The 17,103-nt window shown below is 33.6% G+C and carries 9 protein-coding genes and 3 pseudogenes; 7 read left to right on the top strand and 5 right to left on the bottom strand.

Going from position 1 to position 17,103, the window contains the following annotated elements; genetic code table 11:
• Window positions 1-393: 393 nt before the first annotated feature.
• From hutH to P5P87_RS07645, 5 genes and pseudogenes are all read left to right on the top strand, one after another.
• Entirely contained in the window at window positions 394-1,908 is a 1,515-nt protein-coding gene (gene hutH / locus P5P87_RS07665) for a histidine ammonia-lyase (RefSeq protein WP_278022143.1), read from the top strand.
• Window positions 1,909-1,957: 49 nt separating this feature from the next.
• A complete protein-coding gene (locus P5P87_RS07660; protein WP_008462731.1) occupies window positions 1,958-2,602 on the top strand; it encodes a DUF47 domain-containing protein in 645 nt (214 codons plus the stop codon).
• Between the two features lie 30 nt (window positions 2,603-2,632).
• Window positions 2,633-3,975, top strand: a pseudogene (locus tag P5P87_RS07655) (inorganic phosphate transporter).
• A gap of 187 nt (window positions 3,976-4,162) precedes the next feature.
• Complete coding sequence (locus tag P5P87_RS07650; RefSeq protein WP_278022142.1) at window positions 4,163-4,375, top strand: WG repeat-containing protein; 213 nt, start codon at window positions 4,163-4,165, stop codon at window positions 4,373-4,375.
• Window positions 4,376-4,473: 98 nt separating this feature from the next.
• Window positions 4,474-5,157 (top strand): WG repeat-containing protein, encoded by a 684-nt coding sequence (locus tag P5P87_RS07645; protein ID WP_278022141.1) that lies wholly within the window; start codon window positions 4,474-4,476, stop codon window positions 5,155-5,157.
• Between the two features lie 3 nt (window positions 5,158-5,160).
• Here the strand turns inward: P5P87_RS07645 and P5P87_RS07640 are convergent.
• The 3 genes and pseudogenes from P5P87_RS07640 to P5P87_RS07630 all read right to left on the bottom strand — a co-directional run bounded on the left by P5P87_RS07640 (window position 5,161) and on the right by P5P87_RS07630 (window position 10,051).
• Window positions 5,161-5,679 (bottom strand): annotated as a pseudogene (locus P5P87_RS07640) (DUF421 domain-containing protein).
• Window positions 5,680-5,994: 315 nt separating this feature from the next.
• Window positions 5,995-7,362: a 30S ribosomal protein S6--L-glutamate ligase gene (rimK, locus tag P5P87_RS07635; protein ID WP_198857198.1), complete on the bottom strand. Its 1,368-nt coding sequence runs from the start codon at window positions 7,360-7,362 to the stop codon at window positions 5,995-5,997.
• A 141-nt stretch (window positions 7,363-7,503) separates the two neighbouring features.
• Window positions 7,504-10,051: pseudogene (locus P5P87_RS07630) on the bottom strand (ATP-dependent Clp protease ATP-binding subunit).
• Window positions 10,052-10,308: 257 nt separating this feature from the next.
• Between P5P87_RS07630 and gyrA the strand changes: the two are divergent.
• Together gyrA and P5P87_RS07620 are read left to right on the top strand one after the other, a co-directional pair.
• The gene (gene gyrA / locus P5P87_RS07625; RefSeq protein ID WP_278022140.1) at window positions 10,309-12,954 is read left to right on the top strand and encodes a DNA gyrase subunit A; all 2,646 of its coding nucleotides are present in this window, start codon (window positions 10,309-10,311) and stop codon (window positions 12,952-12,954) included.
• A gap of 36 nt (window positions 12,955-12,990) precedes the next feature.
• Window positions 12,991-14,259, top strand: coding sequence for a tetratricopeptide repeat protein (locus tag P5P87_RS07620; RefSeq protein ID WP_278022139.1), 1,269 nt, complete (start codon window positions 12,991-12,993; stop codon window positions 14,257-14,259).
• 61 nt (window positions 14,260-14,320) lie between these two features.
• Here the strand turns inward: P5P87_RS07620 and P5P87_RS07615 are convergent, their stop codons facing one another.
• Together P5P87_RS07615 and P5P87_RS07610 are read right to left on the bottom strand one after the other, a co-directional pair.
• Window positions 14,321-14,740: an OsmC family protein gene (locus P5P87_RS07615; RefSeq protein WP_278022138.1), complete on the bottom strand. Its 420-nt coding sequence runs from the start codon at window positions 14,738-14,740 to the stop codon at window positions 14,321-14,323.
• 330 nt (window positions 14,741-15,070) lie between these two features.
• The gene (locus tag P5P87_RS07610) at window positions 15,071-17,044 is read right to left on the bottom strand and encodes a DUF349 domain-containing protein (RefSeq protein ID WP_278022137.1); all 1,974 of its coding nucleotides are present in this window, start codon (window positions 17,042-17,044) and stop codon (window positions 15,071-15,073) included.
• Window positions 17,045-17,103 lie beyond the last annotated feature (59 nt).

Here is a 17,103-nt window from a genome sequence, read left to right as displayed (position 1 = left end):
TAATAATTGTAGATTGATATTTTATGCTGTTACTTTTCATTTTTGATTTTTCAAAAGTACAGCTTTTTATATGAGTTAAAAACTTAAAAGGCTTTTTTACGAATATTTTAATAATTCAAATCTCTATAAATCAATATTGAGTATTTGTTAAAATTGAATATGCTAAATTGATGTTTTGATATATTTTGGATAGCTTTTTTTGAGATTTAGTCCGTGCAAATGATTGGTGTTTAACTCAAAAAGACCTTAAAAATGGGATGTAGCTGTATATTTTGATCTGAAAAGCGATTTGGAATAGTTAAACCGCTTTTAAAGAAATCTTAATTATTGTGATAAAATGTTGCTTTTTAATATTGATTTGTTGAATTTTGGCGTTTAAAATTTACAATCATCATGAGAGAGATCCATTATATAAGTTCAGAAACGATTACTTTAGAAACATTACAAGAAATTTTAAGTCAGAATAAAATTCTTGAATTATCTGAGGAAGCTAAAGTAAATGTTCAGAAATGCCGCGATTATTTAGATAAGAAAATGGCATCGCATACTGCTCCAATTTACGGTATCAATACAGGTTTTGGGTCTTTATATAGTGTGAAAATATCTAATGAAAACTTATCTAAGCTTCAAGAAAACTTAGTAAAATCTCATGCCTGCGGAACAGGAGAGGAAGTTCCTGCCGAAATTGTGAAGATGATGCTTCTGTTGAAAATCCAATCTTTGAGTTATGGACATTCTGGGATTCAGTTAATCACATTACAGCGTTTGGTTGATTTTTACAATAATGATATTCTTCCAATAATATATACTCAAGGTTCACTTGGAGCTTCCGGAGATTTAGCTCCTTTGGCACATTTGTCTTTGCCTTTAATTGGAGAAGGAATTGTGTTATTTGAAGGAAAAAAGGTAGCTTCTGCAGAAGTTTTAAAACATTTTAATTGGGAACCTATCGTTTTACAGTCAAAAGAAGGTTTGGCTTTATTAAACGGAACTCAGTTTATGAGTGCTTATGGAGCTCATATTTTAATTAAAGCTTATAAATATTCGTATTTGGCAGATTTAATCGGAACTATTTCTTTGGAAGGTTTTGATGGAAGAATCGAGCCATTCAACGAATTGATACATTATATTCGTCCGCACAAAGGACAAATCGTAACCGCACAAAGAATTACTGAATTCTTAGACGGAAGTGAAATTATCACTCAAGAAAAGAAACACGTTCAGGACCCGTATTCTTTCCGTTGTATGCCACAGGTTCACGGAGCTTCAAAAGATGCAATTGATTATGTTCGAAAAGTATTCAAAACAGAAATCAACTCAGTTACAGATAATCCTAATATATTTATAGAAGCCGATCAGATTATTTCTGGAGGAAATTTCCACGGACAGCCTTTAGCTTTAGCTTTAGATTTTATGGCAATTGCTTTGGCCGAATTAGGAAGTATTTCTGAAAGAAGAACCTATCAGTTAATTTCGGGACTGCGTAATCTTCCAGCATTTTTGGTAGATAATCCAGGATTAAATTCAGGTTTCATGATTCCACAATACACTGCGGCAAGTATTGCAAGTCAAAACAAGCAATTGGCAACACCTTCTAGTATTGATAGCATTGTGTCGAGCAATGGTCAGGAAGATCACGTGAGCATGGGAGCAAACGGAGCTACAAAAGCCTTACGTATTTTAGATAATTTAGAGCGTATTTTGGCAATCGAATTATTAAATGCTTCTCAGGCAATAGCCTACAGAGAGCCTTTAAAATCAAGTGATTTTATCGAAATGTTCTTAAACAGCTACAGAGAAGTTGTGCCTTTGGTAAAAGAAGACAGAATCTTACATAATGACATAGAAAACACGGTGTTATTCCTTGAGAGTTTTCAAATTGAAAACGATTTGTTAACAATGGCTTAACACTGAAACGTGTTATTGAAGGTAATTTTGCGCTATCAAAAATAAAACAATGTCAATAAACAGTATTTTCCAATTTTTAGTGCCGAAAGACAAAAAATTCTTTCCACTTTTTGAAGAGGCTTCTAGCAATTTAATTGAATTAGCTTCTAACTTACACGAAGCTGTAAATTTACCATTAAAAGAAAGAGAAATTCTTTTTCAAAAGATTGACGAATTAGAACAAAAAGGAGAAGACATTACACGTCAGACTAACCTTGAGTTAAGCAGAAACTTTATTACTCCATTTGATAGAGAAGACATTCACACGTTAATTACTTCAATTGACAACGTTGCAGATTACCTTCACGGTGCATCTAGCCGTATGAGATTGTATCAAGTTGATAAGATTACAAAATCTATCAGAAAGATGACAGAAATCAACCTTGAAGCTTGTCAAAACATTGATAGTGCTGTAAAAGAGTTGAGAAACTTACAAAACTTTAAAGTTATTAAAGATGCTTGTGCTAGAATCAACAAACTAGAAAACAAGTCTGATAACGTATATAACAAAGCAGTTTTTGAAATTTTTGAAAACGAAACAGACGCTAAAAATATTATTAAATATAAAGAGGTGTTATCTGTTTTAGAATCAGCAACAGACAAATGTAAGAGTGTTGCGAACATACTAGAATCTATTTCTGTAAAACATTCTTAATTCAATTTTTCAATCTGAAGTTATAATTTTATGACGCTACTTATATTAATTATAGTATTAGCCTTAATTTTTGATTACATCAATGGTTTTCATGATGCGGCAAATGCTATAGCGACTGTTGTTGCAACAAAGGTTTTGACACCTTTTCAGGCGGTTGTCTGGGCAGCATTTTTTAACTTTCTGGCTTATTGGGTTTTTGGATTTGGTGTTGCAGATACTGTTGCTAAAACAGCGCACACAATGGAAATTAACCTTGTTGTTATCCTAGCCGGAGTAATTGCAAGAATTTGTTGGAATTTATTGACTTGGTGGTTAGGAATCCCTTCAAGTTCTTCACATACCTTAATTGGAGGTTTCGCAGGAGCAGCTGTAGCACACGCTATTGCAGTTCATGGTTTCTCTGGATATGTTGGAGAAGACGGAGCAACTCACTACTGGTACGAAATCGTAAGCTGGTATAAGGCCGGTAAAGATGGTGGAATGCCCTCGGGAGTCATCATTATTATTGCATTTATCGTTTTAGCTCCATTAATAGGTGCTATAGCATCTTATTTGATTTCTATTTGGCTGTTAAATGCTTCACGTAAAAGTCTTGGACCAAAAATCTTTACTATAGCTTTAATGCTTGCAACGATTTGGTTTGTTTACGTTCAGATGGTTTCTTATGAAGAAATTGTAGAACATGGAAAACCTCGTTTCGAATCCCATTTTTGGAGTGTAGTTTTTGATTCTCACAATATTAAATGGTTTTTAGTTGCTTTTATTATCCTGACAGTAAGTGCATTCTGTTTAATATTCAGCAGTTTAAATCTTCATCAAGCTGATGCAGCCTTAAAGAAAATGCAATTATTATCTTCTGCGGCATTTAGTTTGGGTCACGGAGGAAACGATTCTCAAAAAGTAATGGGTATTATTGCCGCTGCTGTAGCGGTATATATTAATACAAACCCTGGAGTTCACATGGATGCTTGGTTAGATGTTGTGCTTCCAAATGATGACGCAGGAATTAAAGGTGTAATGCCAAGCTGGATTCCTCTAGCGTGTTATTCTGCTATTGCTCGCAGGAACTTTGAGTGGTGGATGGAAAATTGTAAAAACAATGGGTTCTAAAATTACCAAAGTAAGCTCGTTTGAAGGTGTTGCAAGCAGAAACTGCAGGAGCTTTGACACTTTACTTTACAGAACACTTAAAAATTCCAGTAAGTACAACACACACTATTACAGGATCTATTATTGGAGTTGGATTAACAAAACGTGTTTCTGCCGTTAGATGGGGAGTTACAGTAAGTTTAATTTGGGCTTGGATCTTAACTATTCCAATTTCAGCTTTATTAGCAGGTTTGGTTTATTTTATTCTAAGCGTGTTTATTTAATCTGAGAAAATGAATTTTGTAAAATGTGAAAAGTTAATCACATTTTGTTAATATAGAAAACCGATTTCAAATCTGAAATCGGTTTTTTTTGTTTTAATTTGTTTTAAAGTGAAAGAATAAAAACTTTTGTAGGTTATAGATAAAACCGATTTTGCTGAGTTTTGTAAATACATTAATATTTAAAATAATGAAGAGAATAATTTTGTTGGTTTTGATGCTGATTGTAAAAACTGGTTTTGCTCAGGCAAATGACAAAACTTTTAAATATGGTTTTGTTGATCAGACAGGAAAAGAGATAGTTCCTTGCAAATACGACGGTATTACTGCTTTTGAAAATGGGTTTGCTGTTGTGCAATTAAAAGGCAAAAGCGGGGTAGTTGATAAAACCGGAAAGAAGTAATTCGCTGTATTTATGATGAAATAATTAATAAGCAGAATTGGGTAATTGTAAGCAATAAAAATGTTAAAACTCAATTTTTAATCAAGTCTTCAGATGTTTTGCTCACTAAAAAATACGATGATGCAAAAACTTTATCTCTAGAAATTACAGCTGTAAAACTAAATAATAAATGGGGTTTTATAGATGTAATTGGAGAAGAAATAACTCCGAAATATGACGAAATAATTGACTTTGCAGATAGGTTTGCTGTTGTGAAATTAAATGGCAAATTTGGTATTGTGGATCAGATTGGGAAAGAGGTTGTTCCTCCAATTTATGATCAAGTTCAAAATTTTAAAGAAGGTTTCGCAGTAGTAGAGTCCAATAATAAGTTTGGGGTAATTAGTGAAGAAGGGAAAATTGTAGTTCCTATTAAGTACGATATGGATTTTTATTTTAAGGATAATGTATCTATTGTAAAACAGGAAAATAAATATGGTATTTTGGATAACGACGGAAAAGAAATCGTTCCAATAAAATACGATTTTATGGTTTTAAATGATGACTTAATTCAAGTGAAAATAGGCGATAAATACGGATTGATTGATAAAATAGGAAAAGAAATTACTCCAATTAAATATGATGTAATTGAATCTTTTAAAGACGGAATTGCCGTGATAAAATTGGATGGAAAATATGGTTTTATTGATAAAGAAGGAAAAGAAATCGTCGTGCCTAAATATGAAAAAGCAGATGATTTTAAAGATGGTTTAGGCGCTGTTAGAATTCAAGTCGGAAAATAAAAATCAAAACTTTTGAAGGTTTTTATGATTGTGTTTTCGTTTATAATGCGTCTGCTTAAGCTGTTTCTGATCTTTCGAAATAATACTAATAGTTCCGTCAATTTCAAGCATAGCGAGTTTAATATCTGTAAGGTGTTCTAAACCGTGTTCACGTGTCTGCTTCTTTTAGTTCCTCGTGCGAAACGTCTAATCGGCTCAAAGTTTTAAAATCTAATATGCCATCGTGAATTAAGATTTCAGGTTTGTCAAGCAACAAATCTCCAAGAGTTTTGAATCTCTTTGTCAGCTTCTTAATAGCGAAGTTTATGGTAAACAAAACCAAAGCCGCAACTAGACCTCCAATAAGACTGGTGTCAGGACCAACCATTGCATTTTGAACGGAGTTACTGATCAATAAAATTAGAATGATGTCGGCAGTGTTTAATTGTGAAAGTTCTTTTTTCCAAAAACGCGAAGAGCAATTGTCATGAAAAAGTAAACTGCAACACTTCGTATGATTATGTCTAAATAAGGAAAAGTCATGTTTTTTATTTTAAAGTTAAATAAAAAAGCTTTGCCAAAGGTTCTAAACAAGAGGCTAAGGAACTTTAATATTACAAAAGTAACCACAATCTTGTCATTTCGACGAAGGAGAAATCTCCACAAGTAACTCCGTAACGAAAGGCCAATCTTTGTCGAGCTTCTAACAGAGATTTCTCCTTCGTCGAAATGACAAAAATGCGCAAAACAATTTTATGATTTATTTTTTTATGAAAGTTTCTTATGCCTTCGGTTTTAAGCTTTGGCAAAGCGACTAAATTATTTATGAGAAATTAAGTTTAAATGAACTGAACTTAATTATAGTTTAAAATTCTTTTCAATAGCTCTAATCATCTCTCCAGCTACATCTTTGTTGGTTGCACCTTCAATTCCTTCAAGACCTGGAGAAGAGTTTACTTCAAGTAATAATGGTCCTTTAGAAGATCGGATAATATCAACACCAGCAACTTTTAAATCCATTGCTTTTGCCGCTTTAATTGCAATCTTTTTTTCTTCGGCAGTTACTTTTATGACAGATGCAGTTCCGCCCAAATGAATGTTTGCTCTAAATTCACCTGGCATTGCTTCACGCTGAATTGCGGCAACCACTTTTCCGTCGATTACAAAACAACGAATATCTTTTCCGTTAGCTTCCTTAATGAATTCTTGAACTAAGATATTAGCATTTAAACTTTTAAAAGCGTTGATAACACTTTCTGCGGCTTTTTTGGTTTCGGCCAAAACAACCCCTTTTCCTTGTGTTCCTTCTAATAATTTTACAATTAAAGGTGATCCGCCAACCATTTTGATTAAGTTGTCTGTGTCAAGCGGAGAATTGGCAAAACCAGTAGTTGGAATATCGATTCCGCTATTTAAAAGCAATTGTAAAGAATATAATTTATCTCTGGATTGTGTGATCGCTGTTGATGAATTTAAAACAAAGACTTTCAAAGCCTCAAACTGACGTGTTAAAGCGCAGCCGTAAAAGGTGATACTCGGACGAATTCTTGGAATAATAGCATCAAATTCATTTAAGATTGTTCCGCCTCTGTAGTGGATTTCAGGTTTTTTGGCATCCAATTTCATGTAACATTCCTTGATGTTTAGGAAATGCATTTCGTGACCGCGCATTTCGCCGGCTTCCATGATTCTTTTATTGCTGTATAATTCAGGATTGCTGGCTAAAAGACCAATTCGCAAGCCGGTTTTTGCTTTTTCAGAATTTTGATATAATTCTTTTAAAGATTCTGCCGTAGGCTGTCCTAAAAGGTATTTTTGTTCTGGATCGACTAAAACTCTTCCGCTCATAGCTTCACGGCCCAAAAGCATTCTAAAGCCCATAGAATCGCGATTAGTCAAGGTCATTTCAATTGGCCATTTTGTATCGCCAATTTTTAGACTAGTTTGAATAACATAACGGTGTTCTCTAAAACCACTTGAGCTTTTAACGATCCTTTTGTCTACCAGTGGCGCTTCGCAGTGAATAACGGTTTTAATATTATTCTGAATTGGATTAATATCAAATTTAACCCAATTGGCATCATTTTTTATAAAAGGAGCTATGTTTAAAGCGTGCATTGCCGAAGTTTTGGCGCCAGAATCTACACGAGCCTTAATTGTCGGGATTCCTAATTCTGGAAATGCGCACCATTCTTCGCTACCTAAAATGACTTTGTTTTGAAGCATATTTTGTTTTTTTATTATAGAATTTAAATTCAAAAATAGCTATTTGCTTTTACTAAAGATAGTGATTTTTAATAAAAAAAATACCCGTTAAGTTATGAAAACGTAACGGGCATGTTATATGTGTTATAATTTTTGACTAATTTATTGATTAGTCGGTTCTTCTGCTTTGTGAATTTCGACTGATAATTCTTGAGAATCATCTTTTAAATCCATCATGATTTCATCGCCAGAATGAATTTTAGAGGTGATGATTTCTTCTGCTAACAAATCTTCGACATATTTCTGAATTGCTCTTTTTAAAGGACGCGCTCCAAATTGTTTGTCGAAACCTTTTTCGGCAATAAATGCTTTTGCTTTGTCGGTTAAGCTTAATTTGTAACCTAACTCTGCAATACGAGAATAAAGTTTTTTCAATTCGATTTCGATAATCAAATCAATATCAGCTTTTTCTAATGCATTAAATACAATTACGTCATCAATTCTGTTTAAGAACTCAGGAGCAAAAGTTTTTTTCAAAGCATTTTCGATAATGCTTTTCGAATTTTCGTCGGCTTGTGCTGTTCTTGCAAGCAGTTCCGAATCCAACACCTTGTCCGAAATCTTTTAGCTGACGTGCACCAACGTTAGATGTCATGATGATGATAGTGTTTTTAAAGTCAATTTTACGACCTAAACTATCTGTCAAATATCCGTCATCTAAAACTTGAAGCATCATATTAAATACATCTGGATGCGCTTTTTCGATCTCATCTAAAAGAACAACACAATATGGTTTTCTACGAACTTTTTCAGTCAATTGACCTCCTTCTTCGTATCCAACATATCCTGGAGGCGCTCCAACTAAACGAGAGATCGCAAATTTCTCCATGTATTCACTCATATCGATACGAACTAAAGCATCTTCAGAATCAAATAATTCTTTTGCTAAAACTTTAGCCAATTGCGTTTTACCAACCCCAGTCTGACCTAAGAAAATGAACGAACCAATTGGTTTGTTTGGATCTTTAAGTCCAGCTCTGTTACGTTGAATAGAACGTGCAATTTTAAGAACGGCTTCATTTTGACCAATTACTTTATTCTGAATCAATTCAGGCAATTGAGCCAATTTGTTGCTTTCTGTTTGTGCAATTCTGTTTACAGGAATTCCAGTCATCATAGAAACAACATCGGCTACATTATCTTCTGTAACTTCAATTCTGTTGTTTTTAGAATCTTCTTCCCATTGTTCTTGTGCTAAAGCAAGATCTTTTTCGATACGTTTTTCGTCATCGCGAAGTTTGGCGACCTCTTCGTATTTTTGTTTTTTAACTACCATATTTTTCATTTCGCGAACTTCTTCCAGTTGACGCTCTAAATCCAAAATTTGTTTCGGAACATCAATGTTGGTAATGTGTACGCGAGATCCAGCTTCGTCAAGAGCATCAATAGCTTTGTCTGGTAAGAAACGCTCAGACATATAGCGATCTGTAAGTTTAACACAAGCTTCAATAGCTTCTGGTGTATATGTTACATTGTGGTGATCTTCGTATTTGTCTTTTACGTTATTCAAAATAGCGATTGTTTCTTCAACAGAAGTTGGCTCAACAATTACTTTTTGAAAACGTCTTTCTAATGCGCCATCTTTCTCAATATATTGTCTGTATTCGTCTAGAGTAGTAGCACCAATACATTGAATTTCGCCTCTTGCTAAAGCAGGTTTGAACATATTTGAAGCGTCAAGCGAACCTGTTGCTCCACCAGCACCTACGATAGTATGGATTTCATCAATAAAAAGAATAATGTCGTCATTTTTCTCAAGTTCGTTCATCACGGCTTTCATTCTTTCCTCAAATTGTCCTCTGTATTTTGTTCCAGCAACTAAACTTGCTAAATCAAGAGTTACAACACGTTTATTGAAAAGAATACGAGATACTTTCTTTTGAATAATACGTAAAGCAAGTCCTTCTGCAATAGCAGATTTACCAACTCCAGGCTCTCCAATAAGAAGCGGATTGTTCTTTTTTCTACGGCTTAAAATTTGCGATACACGCTCAATTTCTTTTTCTCGTCCTACAACAGGGTCTAATTTTCCTTCCTCAGCCATTTCTGTTAAATCTCTCCCAAAATTGTCTAGAACTGGGGTTTTAGATTTTTTGTTTGACTTATTGGCGGGATTATTAAAACTGCTTTCTTTTAGACTGTCATCTTGTCCTGAATCATCATTATATGATTCGTTTCTTGGCAAGTTTTCTAAGAATTCTTCTTCGTTTGGAGTCATATTTAAGTACTGTTCTTTAGCTACGTCATAATCTATTTTTAGTTTATTCAATAGCTTGGTTGTTGGATCGTTTTCGTTTCTCAAGATACATAACAGCAAATGTGCCGTGCTAATCGATGAACTTTGAAATACTTTTGCTTCAAGAAAAGTGGTCTTCAGGGCTCTTTCGGCCTGTCGGGTAAGATGAAGGTTTTTCTTTTCTGCATTTACTTCAACGCTCAGGTTGGCAGGGCTAAGTACTTCTACTTTTCTGCGTAAATGATCTAAATCGACAGCTAGGTTATTAAGTATATGAATAGCTTTTCCGTTACCATCTCTTAAAATACCTAGCATAAGATGTTCAGTACCAATAAAGTCGTGCCCTAGACGAAGAGCTTCTTCCTTACTGTACGTAATTACATCTTTTACTCTTGGTGAAAAATTATCATCCATAATATATAATTGGTATTGTAAATTTAGTGAATTACTGTTTTAAAAACAAAAACCGTACCTTCTAGAACTACTGTCAGCTAATAGACGAAAAAAAAGATAATAAAAGAGTTAAAAAACGCTTAATTTATTAACTAAAAGCCAAAATAAAGTTGTTAATAAATCGTTCAAATAAGTGTAAGGAAATAGCTGAAAAAATTTTAAAAAAACGTATCTTGGCACGCTTTGATAACTAATATAATTATTTAATATAACAACTTATGTCTGAAGGAGAAAAGTTAATTCCTATTAACATAGAGGATGAAATGAAGTCAGCTTACATCGATTATTCGATGTCAGTAATTGTATCGAGAGCACTTCCTGATGTTAGAGATGGCTTGAAACCAGTGCACCGAAGAGTTCTTTACGGAATGTATGATTTAGGTGTAACATCAAGATCTGCCCACAAAAAGTCTGCGAGAATTGTAGGGGAGGTTCTGGGTAAGTATCACCCACACGGTGATACCTCTGTTTATGATGCAATGGTGCGTATGGCACAGGAATGGAGTATGCGTTATTTATTAGTTGATGGACAGGGTAATTTTGGATCTGTCGATGGAGACAGTCCTGCAGCAATGCGTTATACTGAGGCCAGAATGCGTAAAATCTCTGAAGAGATTATGGCCGATATCGAAAAAGAAACAGTTGATTTTCAATTAAACTTTGACGATACATTATATGAACCAAAAGTAATGCCTACAAAAGTTCCTACTTTATTAGTAAATGGAGCAACAGGTATTGCAGTTGGTATGGCGACAAATATGCCACCACACAATTTAACTGAAGTTATCAATGGTACTCTAGCATACTTAGATAATAATGATATTGAAGTTGACGAATTGATGACGCATATTAAAGCACCAGATTTTCCAACTGGTGGTGTAATATATGGTTACGAAGGTGTTCGCGAAGCTTTTAAAACAGGTAGAGGACGTATTGTAATGCGTGCGAAAGTTGGTTTTGAAGAAGTTGATGGAAGAGAATGTATCATCGTTACTGAGATTCCATACCAGGTTAACAAAGCTGAAATGATCAAACGTACAGCTGATTTGGTTAACGAGAAAAAAATTGAAGGTATTGCCAATATTCGTGACGAGTCGGATAGAAATGGTATGCGTATCGTTTATATCTTGAAACGTGATGCTACACCAAACGTGGTTTTAAATACTTTGTATAAATATACTTCATTACAGTCTTCTTTTAGTGTAAATAACATTGCATTAGTAAAAGGCCGTCCTCAAATGCTGAATCTAAAAGATATGATTCATTATTTTATTGAGCACCGCCATGAAGTAGTAGTAAGAAGAACGCAATTTGAATTGCGTAAAGCTGAAGAAAGAGCGCATATTTTAGAAGGATTAATTATTGCTTCTGACAATATCGATGAAGTAATTGCGTTAATCAGAGGATCTAAAAATACAGATGAAGCTAGAGAAAAATTAATCGAAAGATTTAAACTATCAGATATTCAAGCTCGTGCTATTGTTGAGATGCGTTTGCGTCAGTTAACAGGTCTGGAGCAAGATAAATTAAGAGCTGAGTTTGAAGAATTAATGAAGTTAATTGAGCATTTGAAAGCTTTACTAGCAGATATTAATTTGAGAACAGATTTGATTAAAGAAGAGTTAACTGAAATTCGTGATAAATATGGTGACGAAAGACGTTCTCAAATTGAATATTCTGGAGGAGATGTAAGTATTGAAGATTTAATTGCTGACGAAAATGTAGTTATTACCATTTCTCATGCAGGTTACATCAAACGTACAAACCTTACAGAATATAAAACGCAAAATAGAGGAGGAGTTGGACAGAAGAGTGCAGGAACAAGAGATCAAGATTTCTTAGAGCACATGTTCGTGGCAACAAACCACCAATATATGATGTTCTTTACCCAAAAAGGAAAATGTTTCTGGATGCGTGTTTATGAAATTCCAGAAGGAAGTAAAACCGCAAAAGGTAGAGCAATTCAGAACTTGGTAAACATTGAAAGCGATGATAAAGTTAAAGCTTTCATTTGTACACAAGACTTAAAAGACAAAGATTATATCAATACGCATAATCTTGTAATGGTAACAAAACAAGGTCAGGTGAAGAAAACTTCTTTAGAGAAATATTCTAAACCAAGAGCAAATGGAGTTGCGGCTATTACAATTAAAGAAGGTGATGAGTTACTTGGTGCTCAGTTAACAAACGGAGAGAGCCAAATTATCTTAGCGGTTAAGTCTGGTAAATTAGTTCGTTTTGAAGAAACTAAAACACGTCCGATGGGAAGAACAGCTTCTGGAGTTCGTGGTATTACTTTGAAAGATGAAACGGATGAAGTAATTGGAATGGTTACTGTTGATAAAAATGATATTACAGAATCTCAGATTTTAGTTGTAACCGAAAATGGATACGGAAAACGTACTAAATTGGTTGATGAAGACGGAGAAGATGTGTACAGAATTACAAACCGTGGAGGTAAAGGAGTTAAAACGCTTAACATTACAGAAAAAACAGGTAAACTGATTTCTATTAACGCTGTTACAGATGCTGACGATTTAATGATCATCAATAAATCGGGATTAACCATTAGAATGGCAATTGAAGATTTACGTGTTATGGGACGTGCTACTCAAGGTGTTAGATTGATTAACCTTAAAGGGAAAGATTCTATCGCTGCTGTAACAACTGTAATGAAAGACGACGCCGAAGAAGTTATTGTCGATGAAGATGGTAATGTTATCGAAACTGTAATTGAAAGAGTGAAGCCAGATCTAGAGGTTCTTGAAGATGACGGAGCTGCAGAAGATGACGATGACTCTGATGATGAAGAAATAGAAGATGAGGACGATGCTGACGCAGAGGACGAAGAATCTGAAGAATAAGTACAAACAAAAAATTAAATACAAACAAATACCATTATGAAAAGTAAATATGTAATACTTGCATCAGCATTACTGATCTCTGTAGCTACGTTTGCTCAAAAAGATCAAATTAAGAATGCTGAAAAAGCATTAAAAGGAGGAGATGCACAAGGAGCTCTTACACAATTAAAAGATGCAGAAAGCTTAATTGCAAATGCTAAAGATACAGAGCAGGCACAATATTATTTCATTCAAGGAAATGCTTTTCTTGACCTTGCAAATAAAAAGGTTGACGAAGGTAAAAACCTATTGGCAGCTGCAGACAGCTACAAAAAATTAATTGATGTAGAAAAAGCTTCTGGAAAACAAAAATATTCTACACAAGCAGCAGCGTCAATTACTAACATTAAAGGATTATTGATTAATTCTGCAATTGCTGATACTCAAGCTAACAAGCATGCTGATGGTGCTAAAAAATTGTACGAAGCATACGAATTAGATAAAAAAGATACAGTTAACTTGTATTATGCGGCTTCTACAGCTGTGAATTCACAAGATTTTGATCTTGCTTTACCAATGTATGAAGAGTTGAAAAAATTAAACTTTTCTGGAAAAGGAACTTTATACTTAGCTATGAATAAAGCTAATGGTAATGAAGATAACTTTGCTAATGCTAAAGAAAGAGATTTGGCTGTTAAATTAGGAACTCACGAAAAACCTAAAACTGAAGCTATTCCTTCTAAAAGAGGTGAGATCTACAAAAACTTAGCATTAATCTTGGTTCAAAAAGGACGTACAGAAGATGCTAAAAAAGCAATCGCTGATGCTAGAAAAGCAAATCCAGATGATAGTTCTTTAATCTTAACAGAAGCTAATTTATACTTAGAGTCTAAAGACTACGATATGTATAAAAAATTAGTTAACGAAGCTTTAGAGAAAGATCCTAAAAATGCTGACTTAGTATTTAATTTAGGAGTTATTAGCGCTGGAGCTAAGAATAATGCTGATGCAGAGAAATATTACTTAAAAGCAATTGAAATCAATCCTGAATATACAAATGCTTACTTAAACCTTGTCGCTTTAAAATTAGAAGCTGAAAAACCAATCATTGATGAAATGAATAAATTGGGAACTTCGGCTAAAGACATGAAACGTTACGATGTTTTAAAAGCTCAAAGAGAAACTATTTTCAAAGGAGTTATTCCTTACCTTAAAAAAGCTAACGAATTAGATCCTAAAAACGAGGATGTTTCTAAAACATTATTGGGAGTTTATAACGCTCTTGAAATGACTGCAGAAGCTAAAGCTTTGAAAGCAAAAATGTAATTCGTCGCTTTTTAAAAATAAAAAAAACCATTCACCGCGGTGAATGGTTTTTTTTATGCTTTTAGCCGATTAACTCAGCTGATAAAGTGATTGTAGTATTCAATAGTTTTGAAATTGGACAGATTTCTTTTGCTTTTGCCGCAGTAGAAGCAAATTCTTCTGCAGAAATTGAAGGAACTTTCCCCTTTAAATCTAAATGAATTAAAGTGATTGATCCATCTTCAAAAGTTACTGTGGCTTCTGTGGTTAAGTCATCTGCTGTAAAGCCAGCTTCATTAAGTAAAAAGCTTAACTGCATTGTAAAACAGCCCGAATGCGCTGCTGCAACCAATTCTTCTGGATTCGTTCCTACGCCATCAGCAAATCTTGTCTTAAAAGACAGTTGTGCGTTATCTAGAGTTGTACTTTGCGTGCTTATTGTTCCTTTTCCTTCCATACCGGTTCCTTTCCAGTTGGCGTGTGCTTTTCTTGTAAATTTCATATTCTTAATTATTTAAAAATTAGTATTAAATGTTATTCGTTTGATGTTAATGAATAGTGGTAACTCAAATATAATCAATATTTTGAAGAATAGTTTTATGAAATTTAATGAGATTGTTAAGTTTTAGGTTTTGGAATGACGATTTAACTGCAAAGCGCACAAAGATTTACGTAAAGTTCGCAAAGTTTTTAAATAAAGCTTTGCGAACTTTGTGCTTTTATAAAACCTTATATATTTAAAAATTTTTGCGGATTGGCGCTAAAAAATAAGTGCAAAAAAAAGTGTAACAATTGCTTGTTACACTTTATTATTTTTAGAATTCGACTAGAATTACTCTTGTCCTAAGTTTCGAAGTTGTTTCAATTTATCTTTCCAAACTTCAAGGCTTTCTTTGTGAATTGCAATGTTTTTGCGAACCTCTGTAACAATTGAATTCTCCTTTTTAGCATTTTTGGTGTTAGTAAAGAACTGAATGTTATTTTCTAATTGGAAAATTTCATTTTGAACTTCTTCAATTTTACGCATAATAAAGATTTTTTCATTGTCTAGTTTACGCGTATCGTTGCTGTCGGTTAGTGAGTCAATGCGGTTTGCAAAACGCATCATTTCAGATTCTTTTTTGCTTAAGCTTAGTTTTTCAAAAAGAGCATCTAATATTTTATTGAACTTTCCTTCAATATGTCTTCTTGAAAAAGGGACTTTTCCAAAGCCTTTCCAAGTCTCAATATGTGCTTTTATGGCATCTAAATCTGTTTTGTGTTCTCCTGTTAATTGAAAAGCTCGTAAAGTATCTAGATATGCTTTTTTATTGTCAAAAGCAGCGACTTCATCACTATTTTCTTCAGACTTATGCTCTTTTAATTTATCAAAATAATGGTTGCAGGCATCTTTAAATTCTTTCCAGATTTTGTCTGAATACTTTTTAGGAACATGGCCAATTTGCTTCCATTCTTCCTGGATTTGTTTCATTACAGGTGTAGTAGCTTGAAAATCGGTGCTTTCCTGTAATTCTTTGGCTTTAGCAACAAGAGCCAGTTTTTTATTAAGATTATCGTTCTGATCTTTTTTGATATCCTTATAGAAAGAGTTTTTGAAAGCGTTAAAATTTCTAACTGCAGTTTTAAAAGCTGCCCAAGTTTCCTCATTTACTTCAGAAGGTACTTTTCCTGCAACGAAAAACTCATTTCTTAAATCTTCTACTTTCTGAATTTGAACAAGCCACTGTGAGTGAGAATTTACTTTTTCGCCGCCAAGCGCTTCAATTTTAGCAATAATCTCTTTTTTTACTTCCAGATTTTTCTGCTCATTTGCTCTTTGGCTTTCAAATAAAAGTTCTCTTTTATCGTGTATTTTTTTAGTCAATTCGCTAAATTGATTCCAGATTACATCACGATGTTCTTTAGAAACTGGTCCAATTTCTTCTTTCCAGATTCTGTGTAAATCTTGTAATTCACGGAAAGATTTGCTCACATCGGTATCGTTAACCAATTCTTCAACGCGAGCTATGATTTTTTGCTTTAATTCTAAGTTGTGTTTAAAATCTAAATCTCTAGCCTCACGATCTAAGTGAAGATAATCATAGAAGTTTTCAACGTGAAAATGGTAATTATTCCAAACGTGATTGTACTTGTCTTTCGGAATCGCTCCTGCATTTTTCCATCTTTCTCTTAATTCATTAAAATGTTTAAGAGTGTCTTTAATGTTTTCCTGCGGATTAATTAATTCTTTCAATTCTTCAACAATAGCCAAACGAGCATCTAAATTGGTTTTTAGATTAGTTTGTAAATGTTTAAAGTGAGCATTTCTTTTCTCTCTAAAAACATTATAATATTCATCAAATTTTGATTTTAAAGGAAGATGATATTCAAATTCTTCATTAGGATCTGGATTAGAAGCTAAAAATTCTTCTTTTTTCTCCTCAATAAGGTGATTGTATTGTAATAAGAAAGCCTTTTTGATTTCTTCAATATGATCTTTTACAGACATCACTTTATCTGTATTAACCAGTTTTTTTAATTCATCAACAAGAGCGTCTAGAGAAAACGTGTTGTAATCTTGCATAGGAATGTCATGACGTTCCTTCAAAGTTTCGTCTTCGCCTTCAGCAGCATTTGAATTTGTAATAACATCCAATGCTTCTTGATGAGCATTTTCCTGTTGTCCCAATTCAGTTCCTGAGACCAAATCTTCGGTCAAATTTTCAGAATCTGATATTTCGATTGCTTCATTTGTTACAGAATCATTTATTTCGATTCCAGATTTTCCGTCTGCTTCATGCAGGTTATCATTCTTTTCTTCTAACATCTTTAAAAATGTTTAAGGTTTTTATTTTAAACAGAGCGAAAGATAGTAAAGGTGTTTCT

The organism is Flavobacterium ginsengisoli (assembly GCF_029625315.1).
Taxonomy (GTDB): Bacteria; Bacteroidota; Bacteroidia; order Flavobacteriales; family Flavobacteriaceae; genus Flavobacterium; species Flavobacterium ginsengisoli.
This window is presented reverse-complemented; position numbering and strand designations above follow the sequence as displayed.

Bases quoted from the DNA above. Each gene is read 5' to 3' on its own strand.
- hutH (WP_278022143.1), top strand. From the start codon at position 394: ATGAGAGAGATCCATTATATAAGTTCAGAAACGATTACTTTAGAAACA.
- P5P87_RS07660 (WP_008462731.1), top strand. From the start codon at position 1,958: ATGTCAATAAACAGTATTTTCCAATTTTTAGTGCCGAAAGACAAAAAA.
- P5P87_RS07650 (WP_278022142.1), top strand. From the start codon at position 4,163: ATGAAGAGAATAATTTTGTTGGTTTTGATGCTGATTGTAAAAACTGGT.
- rimK (WP_198857198.1), bottom strand. From the start codon at position 7,362: ATGCTTCAAAACAAAGTCATTTTAGGTAGCGAAGAATGGTGCGCATTT.
- gyrA (WP_278022140.1), top strand. From the start codon at position 10,309: ATGTCTGAAGGAGAAAAGTTAATTCCTATTAACATAGAGGATGAAATG.
- P5P87_RS07620 (WP_278022139.1), top strand. From the start codon at position 12,991: ATGAAAAGTAAATATGTAATACTTGCATCAGCATTACTGATCTCTGTA.
- P5P87_RS07615 (WP_278022138.1), bottom strand. From the start codon at position 14,740: ATGAAATTTACAAGAAAAGCACACGCCAACTGGAAAGGAACCGGTATG.
- P5P87_RS07610 (WP_278022137.1), bottom strand. From the start codon at position 17,044: ATGTTAGAAGAAAAGAATGATAACCTGCATGAAGCAGACGGAAAATCT.